This is a genomic window from Streptomyces sp. PT12 (genome assembly GCF_003311645.1).
In the GTDB taxonomy this organism is placed as follows: Bacteria; Actinomycetota; Actinomycetes; order Streptomycetales; family Streptomycetaceae; genus Streptomyces.
Genome location: NZ_QEST01000256.1, coordinates 143,002 through 159,783, shown reverse-complemented (window position 1 = coordinate 159,783; position 16,782 = coordinate 143,002). Strand labels below are relative to the sequence as shown.

At 75.1% G+C, this 16,782-nt stretch carries 14 protein-coding genes and 1 tRNA gene; 7 read left to right on the top strand and 8 right to left on the bottom strand.

What is annotated here, in order from left to right; translation table 11 throughout:
- The first annotated feature begins 9 nt into the window (after positions 1 to 9).
- Both DEH69_RS27880 and DEH69_RS27875 read left to right on the top strand, forming a co-directional pair.
- The gene (locus tag DEH69_RS27880) at positions 10 to 1,539 is read left to right on the top strand and encodes a GAF domain-containing sensor histidine kinase (protein ID WP_113689751.1); all 1,530 of its coding nucleotides are present in this window, start codon (positions 10 to 12) and stop codon (positions 1,537 to 1,539) included.
- Positions 1,540 to 1,556: 17 nt separating this feature from the next.
- On the top strand, positions 1,557 to 2,309 hold the full coding sequence (locus tag DEH69_RS27875) for an SDR family NAD(P)-dependent oxidoreductase (RefSeq protein ID WP_113689750.1): 753 nt from the start codon (positions 1,557 to 1,559) through the stop codon (positions 2,307 to 2,309).
- Here the strand turns inward: DEH69_RS27875 and DEH69_RS27870 are convergent.
- The 8 genes from DEH69_RS27870 to DEH69_RS27835 form a co-directional block, all read right to left on the bottom strand.
- The gene (locus tag DEH69_RS27870; RefSeq protein WP_147255887.1) at positions 2,241 to 2,882 is read right to left on the bottom strand and encodes a lipopolysaccharide biosynthesis protein; all 642 of its coding nucleotides are present in this window, start codon (positions 2,880 to 2,882) and stop codon (positions 2,241 to 2,243) included. The genes DEH69_RS27875 and DEH69_RS27870 overlap by 69 nt on opposite strands.
- Complete coding sequence (locus DEH69_RS27865) at positions 2,879 to 3,970, bottom strand: glycosyltransferase (RefSeq protein WP_113689748.1); 1,092 nt, start codon at positions 3,968 to 3,970, stop codon at positions 2,879 to 2,881. Before DEH69_RS27865 ends, DEH69_RS27870 begins: the two co-directional genes overlap by 4 nt.
- Positions 3,967 to 4,731, bottom strand: coding sequence for a polysaccharide deacetylase family protein (locus DEH69_RS27860; protein ID WP_258535009.1), 765 nt, complete (start codon positions 4,729 to 4,731; stop codon positions 3,967 to 3,969). The genes DEH69_RS27865 and DEH69_RS27860 overlap by 4 nt, the downstream gene beginning before the upstream one ends.
- 3 nt (positions 4,732 to 4,734) lie before the next feature.
- Positions 4,735 to 6,423: a lipid II flippase MurJ gene (locus DEH69_RS27855; RefSeq protein WP_258535008.1), complete on the bottom strand. Its 1,689-nt coding sequence runs from the start codon at positions 6,421 to 6,423 to the stop codon at positions 4,735 to 4,737.
- Positions 6,420 to 7,796 (bottom strand): O-antigen ligase, encoded by a 1,377-nt coding sequence (locus DEH69_RS27850; RefSeq protein WP_113689746.1) that lies wholly within the window; start codon positions 7,794 to 7,796, stop codon positions 6,420 to 6,422. Before DEH69_RS27850 ends, DEH69_RS27855 begins: the two co-directional genes overlap by 4 nt.
- A complete protein-coding gene (locus DEH69_RS27845) occupies positions 7,796 to 9,208 on the bottom strand; it encodes an exopolysaccharide biosynthesis polyprenyl glycosylphosphotransferase (RefSeq protein WP_113689745.1) in 1,413 nt (470 codons plus the stop codon). The genes DEH69_RS27850 and DEH69_RS27845 overlap by 1 nt, the downstream gene beginning before the upstream one ends.
- On the bottom strand, positions 9,205 to 10,362 hold the full coding sequence (locus tag DEH69_RS27840; RefSeq protein ID WP_258535024.1) for a glycosyltransferase: 1,158 nt from the start codon (positions 10,360 to 10,362) through the stop codon (positions 9,205 to 9,207). The genes DEH69_RS27845 and DEH69_RS27840 overlap by 4 nt, the downstream gene beginning before the upstream one ends.
- Positions 10,363 to 10,614: 252 nt before the next feature.
- Positions 10,615 to 10,698 (bottom strand) — tRNA-Leu (locus DEH69_RS27835).
- A gap of 295 nt (positions 10,699 to 10,993) precedes the next feature.
- Here DEH69_RS27835 and DEH69_RS27830 point away from each other — a divergent pair.
- Genes DEH69_RS27830 through DEH69_RS27810 form a run of 5 tightly spaced genes read left to right on the top strand, consistent with a single transcriptional unit; the run spans position 10,994 to position 16,773 of the window.
- Positions 10,994 to 11,839, top strand: a complete 846-nt coding sequence (locus tag DEH69_RS27830) for a DUF3662 and FHA domain-containing protein (protein ID WP_113689743.1) — start codon at positions 10,994 to 10,996, stop codon at positions 11,837 to 11,839.
- Positions 11,840 to 11,849: 10 nt separating this feature from the next.
- On the top strand, positions 11,850 to 12,344 hold the full coding sequence (locus DEH69_RS27825; protein ID WP_113689742.1) for an FHA domain-containing protein: 495 nt from the start codon (positions 11,850 to 11,852) through the stop codon (positions 12,342 to 12,344).
- A gap of 40 nt (positions 12,345 to 12,384) precedes the next feature.
- Positions 12,385 to 13,860, top strand: a complete 1,476-nt coding sequence (locus DEH69_RS27820; protein WP_113689828.1) for a PP2C family serine/threonine-protein phosphatase — start codon at positions 12,385 to 12,387, stop codon at positions 13,858 to 13,860.
- Between the two features lie 49 nt (positions 13,861 to 13,909).
- A complete protein-coding gene (locus DEH69_RS27815; protein ID WP_113689741.1) occupies positions 13,910 to 15,307 on the top strand; it encodes an FtsW/RodA/SpoVE family cell cycle protein in 1,398 nt (465 codons plus the stop codon).
- Complete coding sequence (locus DEH69_RS27810) at positions 15,304 to 16,773, top strand: penicillin-binding transpeptidase domain-containing protein (RefSeq protein ID WP_113689740.1); 1,470 nt, start codon at positions 15,304 to 15,306, stop codon at positions 16,771 to 16,773. Before DEH69_RS27815 ends, DEH69_RS27810 begins: the two co-directional genes overlap by 4 nt.
- Positions 16,774 to 16,782: the final 9 nt, after the last annotated feature.

Below are 16,782 nucleotides of genomic sequence, written 5' to 3'. Positions count from 1 at the left end.
CTCGCTGTCATGCGGCAGATGCCCCGGCTGCTCAAGGCCATGGAGTCCCTGGGCGCCGACCAGGAGACCGATCCCGACCCCGAGCACGTCCTGACCCGCATCGTGCGCACCGCCGCCGAGCTGACCGAGGCGCCCTATGCCGCCCTCGCCGTGCTGAATGAGACCGGCGACGGCCTCGCCCATCTGATCACCCACGCCGCGGGCCCAGGACGGCCGCCCGAGGTTGCCCGCCTCGCCCGCGCGCTGTGCGACGGCGGCCGCCCCGCCCCCGGGCCGCCCGGCACGCTGTGCGTCCCCGTCCTGGCGCACGGCGCGACGTTCGGCGCCCTCCAGGTCGCCACCGGCTCCCCCGGCGCCGCGTTCACGTCGGACGACCGCGCCCTGCTGCGCTTCCTCGCCAACGAGGCGGGCATCGCCATCGGCACCGCCCGCCTCCTTGAGGCCGTGCGCCAGCAGGCCCGCTGGATGGACGGCAGCCTTGAGCTGTCCACGTCCCTGCTGGCCGCCGACGAGGACAACGCGCTGGCCGTCGTCGCCGAGCAGGCCAGGCGCCTCGCGGGCGCGGCCGAGGCGGCGGTGCTCGAACCCGACAGGAACGGCGGCCTTGAGGTCGTCGCCGCCTCGGGCACCGCCGCGCCCCGCCTGCTTCGCACGACCCTGCCGCCCGACGACCCCGCCGCCCTGCGGGTCCTGGGCGGCGAGCCCGTCTTCGTGGACGCCCCGGCCCGCATGCTGCTCCCGCTGGCGAGCAACGGCGCCGCGCTCGGCGCACTCTCCCTGACCCGCGCCCCCGGCTCCCCGCCGTACTCCGTGCCCGAGCGCGCGCTGGCCACGCAGTTCGCCCAGCAGGCCGCGCTCGCCCTCGTGCTGGCGACGGCCCGCCGCGACCGCGAACAGCTCGCCGTCTTCGAGGACCGCGACCGCATCGCGCGCGACCTGCACGACCTGGTGATCCAGCGGCTGTTCGCGATCGGCCTGACGCTTCAGAGCGCGGGGCGCCGCGTGCCGCCCGAGTCGGCCGACGTGCGCGACCGCATCGACGAGGCCGCCGGCGAACTCGACGCCACCGTTGAGGAGATCCGCACCGCCATCTTCGGCCTGCACCAGCACCCCGAGCACCCCGACGACCGGCCGCCGACCGGGCTGCGGGCCCGCGTGCTGCGCGAGACGAGCACCGCGGCGGCCGCCCTCGGCTTCCGGCCATCGGCCGCCTTCACCGGGCCCGTGGACTCGGCGGTCGGCGAGGAGACCGCCCGCCACCTGGTCGCCGCCCTGCGCGAGGGCCTGTCCAACGTCGCCCGGCACGCGGGCGCCTCCCGCGTCGAGGTGGTCGTCGACGTCACCGCCCGGCTCGCCGACGGCGCGCGCGCCGTGCGGCTCACGGTCGCGGACGACGGGGTCGGCGTCCCCGAGGGCGACTCCCGGTGCAGCGGCCTGCGCAACGTCAGGGAGCGCGCCGAAGCCCTCGGCGGCTTCGCCGTCCTCGGCCAGGGGCTCGGCGGGCGAGGCACCGAGCTGACCTGGCAGGCGCCCCTGTGAGGCGCTAGGTTCCTGGCATGGCAGGACGCGTTGTGGTCATCGGCGGGGGCGGCACCGGCATGGGGCTCGCCACCGCGCGGTGTTTCGCGAGGGACGGCGACACCCCGGTGCTCATCGGGCGCAGGGCCGAGGTCGTCGAGCGGGCGGCGGAGGGGATCGATGGCGCGGTGGCGCTGCCAGGTGACCTCGCCGAGCCCGCCGACGTGGCGCGGCTCGCGGCCGGGATCGGCGAACGTTTCGGCACGGTGGACGTCCTGGTCAACTCGGCGGGCGGCAACGGCACCCTGGAGCCGGGCCCGCCCGACCCCGACGACCCGGTCGCCGCCGTCGCGCACGACTGGACGGTGAGCTTCAGGAGCAACGTCCTCACCGCCGTCCTGCTGACCGAGGCCCTGCGCGACCGGCTGGCGTCGCCTGGCGGGCGCGTGCTGTTCATCAGCTCGATCGCCGCCTACCGCGGCTCGGGCAACGGCTCCTACGGGGCGGCCAAGGCGGCTCTGCACCCCTACGCCCACGACCTCGCGCGCGCCCTCGGGCCGCGCGGCGTCACGGTCAACGTCATCGCGCCGGGGCTGATCGAGGACACCGAGTTCTTCGGCGGCGCGATGACCGAGGCCCGCCGCGAGCGCCTGATCTCCGAGACGCTGAACGGCCGCGCGGGCACCCCTGGCGATGTGGCGCAGACCGCCCACTGGCTCGCGTCACACGCCGCGAGCCATGTCACCTCGCAGATCATCCAGGTCAACGGCGGCGCCCAGCGCGGCGCCTGACCCCGGCTCGGAACGGGCGGTTTCGCCGCGGCGCACCAGCGAGGCGGCCCCGCCCGCCACCGCGCCCGCGCACACGCCGAGGGCAATCGAGAGCGGCGGCACCGGGGCGATCGGGGTGGCCGGGGGAGCGGCGGGCAGCACCTGGGTGAGGCGCGTGCCGGGACCGGCCAGGTCGACCAGCGCCCCGGCGACCGCGTTGGCCGCGCGCGCCGCCGCCGCGCCGTTCGGGCCCGTTCCCGTGATCTCGATCATCGGCGCGTCCGGCGATGTCGCCGCCCTGACCCGGTCGGCCAGCCGCCCCGCGGCCACCCCCGCGCTCTCGGCCGCGGCCGAGAGCACCGCGCCGCCCGTGGCCATCCGGCCGTATGCCTGGGCGACCCCGATCGCGTCCCCTTCCGCCGCCGTGACCTGCACATAGCCCTCGGCCGCGAACTCCCGCTCGGCCAGCGCGGCGTGCCATGTCCCGCACACCAGGCCGAGCGTGGCGCCGAGCAGCAGCGGCGCCCACGCGGGCATCCGGCGCCAGGCCGCACCCGCCGCGCGCCGCACGCCCGCGGCATCAGGGCGCCTCATCGCGCGCACACCCCTCGGTAGACGTCCATCAGCCGCCGCGCCACCCGTTCCATCCCGTAGCGCCCGAGCGCCTCCGGCACGGGCAACCGCCGTGCGCCCCACGCCCGTTCGTCCCGCAGCGCCGCCGCGATGGCGTCGGGGTCCGACGCCACGCGCCGGGCGCCAGGCGCCGCCCCCTCCGGCAGCTCGTCGACCGCGGGGCAGGCCGCGTAGAGCACGGGAAGCCCGGCCGCCAGGCCCTCGAGCACCGCGAGCCCGAACGTCTCCTCGCGGGACGGCGACACCAGCACGTCCAACGCCCCGAGCAGCCCCCGCACATCGGGGCACGCCCCGGCGAGCACCACGCGCCGCCCGGCGCCGAGCCGGGCGGCGAGGCCGCGCAGCGCGGCGCGTTCGGGACCCTCGCCCGCCAGCACGAGCCACACGTCGTCCGGCAGCGCGGCCACCGCGCGCACGAGCGCGCCGAACCGTTTCCCCGCCACAAGGCGCCCCACCCCGCCCACCACAAGCGCGTTGTCGGGCAGCCCGAGCCGGGCGCGTGCGACGGCGCGCGCCCCCGGGTCGAAGCGGAAGTGGGCGGGCTCGATCCCGTTGGGCACCAGATGGATCCGCCGCGGCGGCACGCCCCAGTCCGCCAGGCGACGGGCGACCGTGTGCGACACGGCCACGGTCGCGGAGCCGACGCGCTCCGTCGCCAGATAGAGCGCCCGCGTGGACGGGGTCAGCGGGCGCCCCTCGATGCGCCGCGCGCCCAGCGAGTGCTCCGTCGCCACCACCGCGCGCACCCCGGCCATGCGCGCCGCGACGCGGCCGTAGACGCAGGCCCGGTACAGGTGCGTGTGGACGACGTCGTAACGCCCCCCGCGGATGAGCCGCGCGAGGCGGGGGAGCGCGGTCATGTCGCGGTTGCCGCGCATCCCCAGGTGGGCGACGCGCACGCCGTCGGCGACGAGCTCGGTGGCGACCTGCCCTGGCTCCGTCAGCGTCACCACGTCGCAGGGCAGCGGCAACCTCCGTAGCAGGGCGCGCAGTTGGCGCTCCGCACCGCCGACGCCAAGGCCCGTGATGATGTGCAGCGCCCGTCTCACAGCGCCGCCGTGGCCGGGGGAGCGGCGGGGGCGGACAGGGCGGGCAGGGAGCGGCGGCGCACGGGGAGCAGCAGCTGCTTGAGCCGCAGGCGCCGCGCCGAGTCTCGCTCGCCCACATGGATCCGGGGGAGCGCGAACTGCCCCGTCAGGCGCCCCGGATCCACGGCGCACGCGTACGCGTACCCCGCGGCGCGCACCGCCTCGATCGCGCGCCGGTCCACGCTCCCGTAGGGATAGCAGAAGCCGGGCACGGGCGCGCCGAGCAGGTCCTCCAACGCCGCGCGACTGTCCGCGACTTCGCGCTCGAGCACCTGGGGCGCGGCGCCGCGCAGCGTCTCGTGCGTCATGCCGTGCGAGCCGACCTCCATGCCCGCGGCGGCGGCCTCGCGGATGCCGTCGGCGTCGAGCAGCCGCTTGCGCGGCCCCTCGGCGTCCCACGCGTTGCTGCCGTGCAGCCGCCCCGGGAGCACGAACACGGTGGCGGTGGCGCCGTGGCCGCGCAGCAGCGGCACCGCGGTGTCGAGGAAGTCGCGGTAGCCGTCGTCGAACGTCAGCCCCACGAGGTGCGCGGCCCGCCCCGCGGCGCGCGCCCTCAGCAGCTCGCCCACCGAGACGCCGCGCAGCCCGCGGCGGCGCAGCCAGCCGAGCTGCTGGTGCAGCCGGTCGGGGGTGACGGTGATGCGGTAGGGGTCGGGCGATGTGTAGGCGACGGAGTGGTACATCAGCAGCCACAGCGGGCCGCGGGCGGCATCGGCGGGCATGGATCATCCTTCGCTTGGGGTGCGGGTACGGGGTGGGGGGTCCGGCATCGGCGAAGTCGTGGCGTTCACCTGGGAGTTGCCGCCTGTGAGGCGGCGCAGGGCGGCGGAGGCGACGAGCCAGGCCCCTGGCGCGCGCAGCGCGAGCGCGGCCGCGACGAAGGCGGCGGGGACCAGCGGGCAGCCGAGCGCGAGCGCGGCCAGCGGGCCGCCCCCGGTGAGCGCGCCCGCGCCCCAGCCCGCCGCGGCGGCGGCCAGCGCGGCGGCGCCGAGCCGCGCCAGGCGTCCGAGCAGCAGCGGCGCGTCGACGGGGATGGTGCGGCGGGCCAGGCCGCGCAGCAGGAGCAGCGCGGTCACGCTGATCCCGGTGGCGTTGGCCGCGGCGATGCCGGGGGCACCGAACGGGCCGACGAGCGCGAGCCCGCCCACCGCCGTCACGAGCAGCCCGGGGGCCATCGCGGCCACCGGGAACCACGTCGGCCGCCCCGCCGAGAAGAACGGCCTGATCAGCGCCCCGGTCAGGGTGTGCCCCAGCAGCCCGAGCGCGTACACGCGCATGACCGAGGCCGTGGCGGCGGTGGCCTCCGCGTCGAACGCCCCCCGCTCGAACAGCAACGCGACGATCTGGGGGGCGTACGCGACCACATACGCGCCGCCCAGCAGCGCCACAACCCCGGCGAGCACCACGTCACGCTCCACGCGCTCCCGGGCGCGCGCGAGGTCGCCCTCGGCCACCGCGCGCGCCACGAGCGGCAGCGTGACGGTGCAGATCATCATGGCGAGCACCATGGGCAACTGGGCGACCTTCTGGGCGTAGTTGAGGTGCGAGATCGCGCCGGGCGGCAGCCCGGACGCGAGGGCGCGCTCGACAAAGACCTGCGCCTGCCTGGCCAGCGCGAAGAGCGCGACCGGGGCGATGACCGCGAAGCCCGTGAGCCCGGCCACGCGCGCGGCGCCAGGGCCTGGAGCGGCCCGCGGCCCGGGAGCGGCGCCTTCGCCGGGTCCGCGCAGCCTGCGCACGAAGAACGGCAGTTGCACCAGCACCATCAGCAGCCCGCCGAGCGCCACCCCGGCCGCCGCCGCCCGCATCCCCCACTGCCGGTGCAGCAGGAGCGCGGTGGCGACGATCCCGGCGTTGTAGGCGAGGTAGATCGCGGCGGGCGGCAGGAAGCTGCGGTGCGCCCGCAGCGCGGCGCTGAGATACCCGGCCACGCCGAATGTGAGAAGCGTCACGGCCGTCAGGCGTGTGCAGTCCACCGCGAGCGCCGGGTCGGCGAGCCCGGGCGCGAGGGCGCGCACCAGGAGCGGGGCGCCCGCCACGAGCGCCGCGCAGGCCACCGCGAGGCCGCACAGCAGCCGCGGGAACGTCGCCGTGACCAGCGCCCGCACCGCGCCGCGCCCGCCCGTGGCCAGCGCGCACGCGAACGCGGGCACGAGCACGAGCGCCATCGCCTCCTCGATGAGCAGCGTGGCCGCCACCTCGGGCACGGTCCAGGAGACGAGGAACGCGTCCGTCGCCCCGTCCGCGCCGAACAGCGTCGCGATGATCTGGTCGCGCAGCAGCCCGCCGAGCGCCCCTGCGGCCGTGAGCGCGGCCGTCGCTGTGGCGGCCCTGGCCACGAAGCGCTCGGCGCGCGCGCCCCGCGCACCCCGCCCCTCGCGCGCCGGAGCGGGCGCGGGCGCCTCCGCCGTCACCGCGCGCCCCGCCCTTCGGCGCGCGCCCCCGGCGCAAACGCCCACCACGCCGCGAGCCCGAACGCCAACGCCGTCAGCACGGTCGTCGGCCCGCCGATGTCCGCGTAGAGGAAGTTGGCCAGGGTCCACACCAGCAGCCCCGTCGCGACCAGCCCCACATCGGGGGCGCGCGCCGCCCGCAGCGCGCCGATGCACCCGACGAGCAGCACCGCCGAGCCGCCCCCGAGCGCGGCCACACCAAGCAGCCCGTGCTCCCCCGCGACCAGCAGGTACATGTTGTGCGGCGACTCGAGCTCCTGCCGCACGAAGCCGTGCCCCGCGCCCCCGGTGTCGCTGCCGGACGAGAGCGCCAACGACGCGTGCGCGTCCCGGTGTTCGGCGAACCCCCGGGGCCCGGTCCCGGTCCAGGGCTCCTGCCGCCACATCGAGAGCGCCGCGTCCCACATGGCGTACCGGTCGATCACCGACTGGTCGGGGCTGCCCGTCACCTCGCCGATGCTGCCAAGGCGCTCGCCCACCATCCCCGAGCCGAACGCCACCCCGCCCGCGAGCACCGCGCCGCCGAGCAGCGCGAGCAGCAGCGCGCGCCGGGCGATCCGCAGCCCGGCGGCCACCACGACGCTCACCACCACGCTCACCACCGCGGCGCCCGTGGCCAGCCACGCGCCCCTGCTGAAGGAGAACGCGAGCGGCGCCGCGAGTCCCGCCGCGCACCCGAGCGCGGCCCACCGCCACGCGCGCCCGAGGTGGCGGGGCGGCGCGAGCGCCAGGCAGACCGCCGCGACGAGGCCGAACGAGACGACGGTGGCCATGCTCATGACGTTGAGCGGCCCGAACGTGCCCACCGCGCGGACGTCCTGGCCGAGATACGACGCCCCGGTCCTCGTGAGGTGCTGCGCCACGCCCACCGCGCCCTGGACCAGCGCGAGCGCGACGAGCGCCCAGGCGAGCACCCTGGCGTCGCGCCGGTCGCGCAGCAGGATCAGCACGGCGAGCGGCACCAGGACGAAGACCTGGAGGAGCCGCGCGAACCCGGGCAGCCCGGCGAGCGGGTCCCCCGACGCGGCGGTGGCGACGGCGAACGCCACGGCGGGCGCGGCCAGCACGGCGGCGGCCCGGCCGCTCACCCGTGGCCTCTCACCGCGCGCGAGCAGCACGCCGCAGCACACGAGCAGCCCGAGCGAGGCCACGTCCGCGGGCGCGACCTGGCCTCCGGCGACCGTCCACCGGTCCCCTGGGAGCGCGAGCAGCAGCACGGTCAGCACGGCGGGCGCCGGTCTGAGCAGGGCGCGCGCCCGCGTGCGCGCCCCGGGGCGCGGCCCCTGGGCGGGCGGCGGCGCGGCAAGCGCGGGAACGGCTGCGAGCGCGCCCATCAGCTGCCCCCGAGCCGCAGGCACACGGCCGTCGTGCGCAGCATGATCCGCACGTCCTGCCAGAGCGACCACGTCTCGATGTAGAGGTTGTCGAACCGCGTCCTGTCCTCGATCGACGTGTCCCCGCGCAGCCCGCTGACCTGCGCGAGCCCGGTGAGCCCCACGGGCATCCTGTGCCGGTCCGCATAGCCCGGGTACAGGGCCGTGAACCGCTCGACGAAGTGCGGGCGCTCGGGCCGGGGGCCCACCAGGCTCATGTCGCCGCGCAGGACGTTCCACAGCTGCGGCAGCTCGTCGAGGCCGCTGCGCCGCAGCAGCCGCCCCACGCGCGACATCGCGCGGTCGCCCGCGACGCTCCACCGCGTCGCCGCCTCGCGCTCGTCCGCGGGCCGCAGCGTGCGGAACTTGTACATGGTGAAGGGCCGCCCGTCCTCGCCCACGCGCTCCTGACGGAAGATCACCCCTGGCCCGTCCGCGACCCTGACGGCCAGCGCGCACAGCGCGAGCACCGGCGCGGCCGCGGCGAGCGCGCCACACGCGAGCACCACGTCGAGCGCGCGCTTGCCCCGCCGCGCCCCGCGCCGCCCCCGCCGCTTCGGCGGGTCGAGGCGGCGGCAGCCGAACCCCCACAGGTGCCCCGTCGCCCCCGCCGCGTCCGCGGGGTCGGCCGCCACGAGCCAGACCGCGCACCCGCGCGACCAGAACAGCCGGACCAGCGCCTCGTCGGGCGCCCCCGCGAACACCGCGTCCCGCACGGCGTATCTGACGATCGCCCGCGTGACGTCCCGGTGCGAGGTGACCACGGGCAGCGGCGCGATCTCCGGCAGCCGCCGCGGCACAGGCCCTACGAGGCCCACGGGCCGCATGCCGTACTCCGGGTGCTGGGCCAGCACGGCCGCCACCCGCTCCCCCGCGGGGCCCGTTCCCACCACGAGGGCGGGCCTCGGCCGCCGCAGCGCCGCCCGCCGCCCGGCCCGGTGCACCAGCCCGCGCGCCGCCCCCGCGAGGACCGTCTGGGCCGCCACCAGGCCCACGAGCGCGGCCACGCCGGGGCGCGCCCCTGGCGCGAGCGCCGCGGCCACGCACCAGGCGACGGCGGTGTGCCCGAGCAGCCGCGGCAGCTCGTCGAGCGCCCCGGTCAACGGCACGGCGCCCCGCTGGTAGAGGCCCCCTGCCGTGTGCAGGGCGAGCAGCGCCGCGAGGACGATCAGCCCCGCCGCCCCGTGCGGCCCCGCAACCGCGGCGGCGGCCGCCACATCCGCGCACACCGGCGCGAGCGCCCCCGCCCCACGCCCGCGCGCACGCCACGCCCGCCATGTCCCGGGCCGCGCGCCGCCCCGCGCCGGAGAGCGCGGCGCGACCACCCCGATCCCCGCGGGCGGGGCCAGCACCATCCCACGTTCGGCCGTCATGGCGCGCTGAACTCCCTCGCCTCGGGGGCCGCCTCGGGGCCCGGGTCCTCGCCGTTCAGCAGTTCCAGGTACAGCCGCCCGCAGGCGTCGGCCGCCCGGCGCACGTCGTGGGCGCCCCGCGCGTGCGCCGCCGCCTGCTCGCCAAGCACCCGGCACCGCTCGGCGTCCCCGAGCAGCGCGGCGAGCGCGGCGCCGAGCGCGGCCGGGTCGTCGGGCGGCACCAGGCAGTGCGGCGCGTGGCCAGGCGGCAGCGTCTCGCGCGCCCCGCCGACGTCCGTCAGCACGACGGGCCGCCCCGCGGCCATCGCCTCGAGCGGCGCGAGCGCCATGCCCTCCCAGCGGGACGGCAGCACGACGACGTCCGCCGCCGCGTACCAGGGCTTGATGTCGTCGGAGTGCCCCGCGAACAGCGCGCTCGGCGGGGCCGCGGACCGCAGCGCGTTGCCCTCGGGCCCCTCGCCCACCAGCGCGAGGCGCGCCTCCGGCAGCCGCGCGGTCACCCAGGGCCAGGCCCGCAGCAGGGTGTCCTGGCCCTTCTGGTGGCACAGCCGCCCCACGCACACCACGAGCGGCGCCCGCTGCGGCAGGGCGTGCACGGCCGCGAGCGCGGCGCGCGCCTGCCGCCTCGCCACGCCCCCGGCCGGTGAAAAACGTTCCAGATCAACGCCGTTGGGGATCACCGCCCAGCGCGCCGCGACCCCGGCCCGCTCGCCGCGCGCCCGCTCCGCCTCGCTGACGCACAGCACGCGGTGCGCCCACCGCGCCCCGAACCGCTCCCACCCCGCCGCCAGCCGGTCGCCAGGCTGCCCCACCGCCTCGAACGACCAGGCGTGCGGCTGGAAGACGGTGGGCAGCCGCCCGCGCAGCGCAAGGCGCCCGGCGAGACCGGCCTTGGCGCTGTGCAGGTGCACCACGTCGGGGCGCGCGCGGCGGATGACGCGGGCGGCGCAGGCCGCCTCCCAGGGGAGGTTGAGCCCTGGCCCGCGCTCGGCGAGCCACAGCCGCACCTCGGCACCGGCCGCGGCCGCGGCACGTTCGAGCCAGCCGCCCGAGGGGCACGCGACGACAGCGCGCATTCCGTTCGTGGTCTGCGCGCGCACAAGATCGGTCACCACCCTGGCCACGCCCCCATCGACCGGCTGGACCAGGTGCATTACGGTTTTCGGCACGCGTCGCCGCAGGTCAGAGCGCATGACTCACCCTTCAGGCCGCTTCTGGCAGGCGGAGAAAACCATGACAGAAAACAAATCGGAAATCACGCAAACGCGCACGCACCGGGCACAAAAAGCCATTCTGCGATTTACGGATCAATGCGATGAACGTCACAAGGGTGCCCCAACACGCTAAAGCGGGCCCCGCCGGAGGCCATTACCTACCGGGGAGACCCGCTCATCGCCGTCTCTCGGTGCGCGAGGGGGGAGTTGAACCCCCACGCCCTTTCGGGCACTGGAACCTGAATCCAGCGCGTCTGCCTATTCCGCCACCCGCGCCTGTGCACCGCCGAGCGCCTGTCCCTGGCCCGTGGGGCCGGGGCGGCTGCCGACATCCAGAAGGCTAACACGCGCGCGGTGGTGCCCTCACCCGCCTTTGCGGGCCCCCTGTCCGCTCCCCCCAGCCCCTCCGCATTCCCTCCCCAGATGCGCGACACTGTTTCATGCTCCCCCCTTACGATCCGGGGGGAGACCGGTGCCTGGACGGGAACCACCTGATCGTCTCGCGCGTGGATACGATCAGTAAGCCTTACCACTTCAGCCGCGCGCCGGACCACCGGAGAAGGAGGTGCACATGGGAGTACTGAAGCGCTTCGAGCAGCGGCTGGAGGGCCTCGTCAACGGCACCTTCGCCAAAGTCTTCAAGTCCGAGGTGCAGCCGGTCGAGATCGCCGGCGCGCTCCAGCGGGAGTGCGACAACAACGCCACCATCTGGAACCGCGAACGGACCGTCGTCCCCAACGACTTCATCGTCGAGCTGAGCGCCGGCGACTACCAGCGCCTCGCGCCCTACGCCGGGCAGCTCGGCGACGAGCTGGCAGGGATGGTCAGGGAGTACGCCAAGCAGCAGCGCTACACGTTCATGGGCGACATCAAGGTCCACCTGGAGAAGTCCGAGTCCCTCGACACCGGCCTCTACCGCGTGCGCAGCCGCACCCTCGCCGCCTCGACCTCGGCGGGCCAGCAGGGATACGGCGCGGGCCAGCCCTACGGCGCCCCCTCGCCCCCCGGCGGCTTCCCGCCGAGCGCGCCATCGCCCGCGCGGCCCGCGGGCGCCCCTCCCCTCCCGCCGAACGCCCCGCCCCGCCCCCCCGGCGGCGCCGCGCCCTTCGGCGGCCACGGCCAGCCCGCGTTCGGACACGTCCGCCGCTGGGTCGAGATCAACGGCACGCGCCACCAGATGTCGCGTCCGAGCCTGGTCATCGGGCGTTCCACCGAGGCCGACGTGCGCATCGACGACCCCGGCGTCTCGCGGCGGCACTGCGAGATCCAGGCCACGGACCCCGCGACCGTGCGCGACCTCGGCTCCACGAACGGCATCGTGGTGGACGGGCAGCACACCAAACGCGCTACGCTCCGCGACGGCTCACGGATCGTCGTGGGCAGCACCACAGTCATCTACCGGCAAGCCGAAGGGTAAGCGGGGGGCAATGTCAGAGCTGACCCTGACGGTCATGAGGCTGGGGTTCCTGGCCGTCCTGTGGCTGTTCGTCATCGTGGCCGTCCAGGTGATCCGCAGCGACCTGTTCGGCACCCGCGTCACCCAGCGCGCCGCGGCCAGGCGGCCCGACCAGGCGCCGCAGCAGCGCCGCCCGCAGCAGCCCGCGCCCCGCGGCCGCCAGCGCCGCGGCGCACCCACCAAGCTCGTGATCACCGAAGGTTCCCTCGCCGGTACCACTGTCGCCCTCCAGGGCCAGACCATTACGCTCGGCCGGGCACACGACTCGACCATCGTGCTGGACGACGACTACGCCTCGGGCCGTCACGCGCGGATCTACCCCGACCGCGACGGCCAGTGGATCGTCGAGGACCTCGGTTCGACCAACGGCACCTACGTGGACCGCGGGCGGCTGACCACCCCGGTCCCCATCGCGCCCGGCACGCCGATCCGCATCGGCAAGACGGTCATCGAGCTGCGGAAGTAGGGCCGACCACTATGACGACCGGAGGGTGGGCGAGGCGCGCATGAGCCTGACACTGAGATTCGCCGCGGGATCCCACACCGGCATGATCCGCGACCACAACGAGGACTCGGGCTACGCCGGTCCACGGCTGCTCGCCATCGCGGACGGCATGGGTGGCCAGGCCGCGGGCGAGGTGGCCAGCTCCGAGGTCATCTCCACCCTCGTCCAGCTCGACGACGACATCCCGGGCTCCGACGTCCTCACCTCCCTCGACAGCTCCGTCCAGCAGGCCAACGAGAAGCTCCGCACGATGGTCGCGGACGACCCGCGCCTCGACGGCATGGGAACGACGCTGACCGCCCTGCTCTGGACCGGCCAGCGCCTCGGCCTCGTGCACGTCGGCGACTCCCGCGCGTATCTGCTGCGCGGCGGCGAGCTGAGCCAGATCACCCAGGACCACACGTGGGTGCAGCGCCTGGTCGACGAGGGCAGGATCACCGAGGAGGAGGCCACCACCCACCCGCAGCGCTCGCTGCTGATGCGGGCGCTCGGCAGCGCCGACCACATCGACGCCGACCTCTCCATCCGCGAGGTCCGCGCGGGCGACCGCTACCTCCTGTGCTCCGACGGCCTGTCCGGCGTGGTCAGCCAGGACACCCTGCGCGACACGCTCGGCGCGTTCGCCGCCCCCGACGACACCGTTCGCGAGCTGATCGAGCTGGCCCTGCGCGGCGGCGGCCCCGACAACATCACGTGCATCGTCGCCGACGTCCTCGACGTGGACACGCAGGAGGGCGACACCCTCGCCCGCCAGCTCTACGACGCGCCCCAGGTCGTCGGCGCGGTCGCCGAGCCGCAGAACCAGCGCTTCGGCAACACCCCCGAGACGCCCGCGTCCCGCGCCGCCGAGCTGGGCCGCCCCCCGGCCCCCGGCGGCCCCGCGCCCGGCGTCGCGGGCCCGCCCACCGGCGTCTTCGGCTCGTTCGCCGACGGCGAGTACGTCCAGCGCCCTGCCCCGCGCCACCGCGGCCTGAAGCGGACCGCCCTCGTCGTGCTGGCCCTCGCCGTCGTGGGCGGCGGCCTCTACGCCGGGTACCGCTGGACGCAGACGCAGTACTACGTCGCGGCCAACGGCGACCATGTCGCGCTCTACCAGGGCGTCAGCCAGGACCTCGGCCCGCTGAGCCTGAGCAGCGTCGAGCGCGACCACCCCGAGATCCCCCTCGAGTACCTGCCCGCCTACCAGCGCTCCCAGGTCGAGGGCACGATCTCCGCGGGCAGCCGGGACGAGGCCGAGACCCGCATCAGGGACCTGGCCGAGCAGGCCGAGGCGTGCGAGCTGCTCGCCAGCCAGCGCGAGGCCCCCGAGCAGCCGGAGCCCGATCCCACCGAGAACATGCCCGACGCCCCTCCGCTCGAGGAGGGGCAGGAGCAGGGCCAGGAGAACGAGCCGCCCGCCGAAGGGGACGGCGGCAACGCCGACGTCCCGCCCATGACGGACCGGCAGAAGGAGTTGGCCCAGCAGTGCGCGACGTGACGCGCCGCGCCCGCCCCTGACCAGCCCAGCAGCGAGCAGAGACCCGGATATGAGCAGCACCAGCACCACCACCGTCTCCACCGGAGGGCTCCCGAGCCGCCGGAACACCGAGCTGGCGATGCTCGTGTTCGCCGTGGTTATCCCGATCCTCGCCTATGCCAACGTCGGGCTCGCCAAGGACGAGGAGATCCCCGCGGGCATGCTCGGCTACGGGCTCGGGCTCGGCCTGATGGCGGGCGCCGCGCACCTCGTGGTCCGCCGCTGGGCGCCGTACGCCGACCCGTTGATGCTGCCGATCGCGACCCTGCTCAACGGCCTCGGCCTCGTGCTGATCTGGCGCCTCGACCAGGAGCCGGAGATCACCACCCCCGCACTCGGCGGCCCGATGGCCGCGGACCAGCTGATCTGGTCCACCGTGGGCGTCGCGCTCTTCCTCGCCGTGCTGATCTTCCTCAAGGACCACCGGATCCTCCAGCGTTACACCTATATCTCGATGGTCGTCGCACTGATCCTGCTCGCCTCCCCCATCTTCATCGGCGAATCGGTCAACGGCGCCAGGATCTGGGTGCAGATCCCCGGCGTCGGCTCCCTCCAGCCCGGCGAGTTCGCCAAGATCGTCATCGCGGTGTTCTTCGCCGGGTACCTGATGGTCAAGCGCGACGCCCTCGCCCTGGCCAGCCGCCGCGTGATGGGCGTCTACCTGCCCCGGGGGCGCGACCTCGGGCCCATCCTGGTCATCTGGGCGATCAGTCTGATGATCCTCATCTTCGAGACCGACCTGGGCACCTCGCTGCTGTTCTTCGGCATCTTCGTCGTGATGCTCTACGTCGCCACCGAGCGCACCAGCTGGATCATCTTCGGCCTGCTGCTCTCCGCGAGCGGCGCGGTGTTCGTCGCCAGCACCAACGCCCACGTCGGACAGCGCGTGGACAACTGGCTCAACCCCCTCGCCCTGGAGAACGGCGGCGTCACCGAGACCGCGCAGTCCATGTACGCGTTCGGCTCGGGCGGCCTGTTCGGCTCGGGACTCGGCCAGGGGTACTCCCGGCTCATCGGCGGCATCGCGGCCAAGAGCGACTACATCCTGGCCACCGTCGGCGAGGAGCTGGGCCTGGCCGGGCTGATGGCCGTCATCCTCCTGTACGCCCTGCTGATCGAGCGCGGCATGCGCACCGCGCTCGCCGCGCGCGACCCGTTCGGCAAGCTGCTCGCGGTCGGCCTGTCCGGCATCTTCGCCATCCAGGTCTTCGTGGTCGCCGGCGGCGTCACGGGCCTCATCCCGCTGACCGGCATGACGATGCCGTTCCTCGCGCAGGGTGGTTCGTCCGTCATCGCGAACTGGGCCCTTATCGCGCTCCTACTGCGCATCAGCGACACTGCTCGCAGGCCCGCGCCCGCGCCCGCACCGTCCCCCGACGCAGAACAGACTCAGGTGGTCCGCGTATGAACAAGCCGATGCGCCGGGTGGCGGTCTTCTGCGGCCTGCTCGTCCTGGCCCTGCTCCTCCGGGTGAACTGGGTGCAGTTCGTCCAGGCCGACGACCTCCAGAACGACGAGCACAACCGCCGGGTGAACATCGAGCGGTACGCCAACCCCCGCGGCGACATCATCGTGGACGGCGAGCCCATCACCGGCTCCGAGGAGACGGAGGACTCCGACTTCCGGTACCAGCGCACCTGGGTCGACGGGCCGATGTGGGCCCCGGTCACCGGGTACTCCTCGCAGGCGTTCGGCACGACCCAGCTCGAGCACCTGAACGACTCGATCCTCACCGGCGACGACGACCGCCTCTTCTTCAACAACACGGTCGACATGTTCACCGGCGAGGACCAGCGCGGCGGGAACGTCGTGACGACGCTCAACGCCGACGCCCAGCGCGCCGCGTTCGAGGGCCTTGGCGACTCCAAGGGCGCGGTGGCCGCGATCGACCCGCGCACGGGCGAGATCCTGGCGATGGCCTCCACCCCGTCCTACGACCCCTCGTCCTTCGCCGGGAACGGCGGGGAGGACGAGGATGCCTGGGTCGCGCTCAACGAGGACGAGGACAAGCCCCTGGTGAACAGGGCGCTGCGCGAGACCTACCCCCCGGGCTCCACGTTCAAGGTCGTGACCGCCGCCGCCGCCCTTGAGGCTGGCCTGGTGGACGACGTGGACACCGAGACCGACAGCCCCGAGCCGTACTACCTGCCCGAGACGGAGAACGTCGAGCTGGGGAACCAGGTGAACGACGGCCGGTGCGAGGACGCGACCATCCGCACCGCGATCCAGCTCTCCTGCAACAGCGTGTTCGCCAACCTCAGCGACCGCCTGGGGAACGAGGAGATGCGCGAGATGGCCGAGGCGTTCGGCTACAACGAAGAGCAGTTCATCCCGGTCCGCGCCGACGCCAGCGCCTACCCCGAGGACAACCGCCCGCAGAACGCCCAGGCGGGCATCGGCCAGGCGTCGAACCGAGCGACGCCCCTCCAGATGGCGATGGTCGCCGCGGCCGTGGCCAACGACGGCACGCTCATGCAGCCCTACATGGTGGACCGGCTCGTCGCCCCCAACCTGAACGTCATCGAGCAGCACGAGCCCGAGGAGATGAGCGAGCCGATGTCGTCGGACACGGCCCAGCAGCTCCAGGCCGCCATGGAGACCATGGTCGACGAGAGCGTCATCGACACCGGCGACCTCGGCGGCGTCCGCGTCGGCGGCAAGACCGGCACCGCCCAGCACGGCGAGAACAACGAGGAGACCCCCTACGCCTGGTTCATCTCCTACGCGATGACCGACGACGGCTCGCCCGTGGCCGTGGCCGTGGTGGTCGAGGACGCGGGCGTGGCCCGTGACGACGTCTCCGGCAGCGGCCTGGCCGCCCCGATCGCGATCGACGTGATGGAGGCCGTTCTCGCAGGCGAGAACGAGGGGTAAACGGCCGGG

Excerpts from the sequence above, each read along its gene's own strand:
- DEH69_RS27880 (WP_113689751.1), top strand. The coding sequence starts at position 10 with ATGCGGCAGATGCCCCGGCTGCTCAAGGCCATGGAGTCCCTGGGCGCC.
- DEH69_RS27875 (WP_113689750.1), top strand. The coding sequence starts at position 1,557 with ATGGCAGGACGCGTTGTGGTCATCGGCGGGGGCGGCACCGGCATGGGG.
- DEH69_RS27870 (WP_147255887.1), bottom strand. The coding sequence starts at position 2,882 with ATGAGGCGCCCTGATGCCGCGGGCGTGCGGCGCGCGGCGGGTGCGGCC.
- DEH69_RS27860 (WP_258535009.1), bottom strand. The coding sequence starts at position 4,731 with ATGCCCGCCGATGCCGCCCGCGGCCCGCTGTGGCTGCTGATGTACCAC.
- DEH69_RS27850 (WP_113689746.1), bottom strand. The coding sequence starts at position 7,796 with ATGGGCGCGCTCGCAGCCGTTCCCGCGCTTGCCGCGCCGCCGCCCGCC.
- DEH69_RS27845 (WP_113689745.1), bottom strand. The coding sequence starts at position 9,208 with ATGACGGCCGAACGTGGGATGGTGCTGGCCCCGCCCGCGGGGATCGGG.
- DEH69_RS27840 (WP_258535024.1), bottom strand. The coding sequence starts at position 10,362 with ATGCACCTGGTCCAGCCGGTCGATGGGGGCGTGGCCAGGGTGGTGACC.
- DEH69_RS27830 (WP_113689743.1), top strand. The coding sequence starts at position 10,994 with ATGGGAGTACTGAAGCGCTTCGAGCAGCGGCTGGAGGGCCTCGTCAAC.
- DEH69_RS27825 (WP_113689742.1), top strand. The coding sequence starts at position 11,850 with ATGTCAGAGCTGACCCTGACGGTCATGAGGCTGGGGTTCCTGGCCGTC.
- DEH69_RS27820 (WP_113689828.1), top strand. The coding sequence starts at position 12,385 with ATGAGCCTGACACTGAGATTCGCCGCGGGATCCCACACCGGCATGATC.
- DEH69_RS27815 (WP_113689741.1), top strand. The coding sequence starts at position 13,910 with ATGAGCAGCACCAGCACCACCACCGTCTCCACCGGAGGGCTCCCGAGC.
- DEH69_RS27810 (WP_113689740.1), top strand. The coding sequence starts at position 15,304 with ATGAACAAGCCGATGCGCCGGGTGGCGGTCTTCTGCGGCCTGCTCGTC.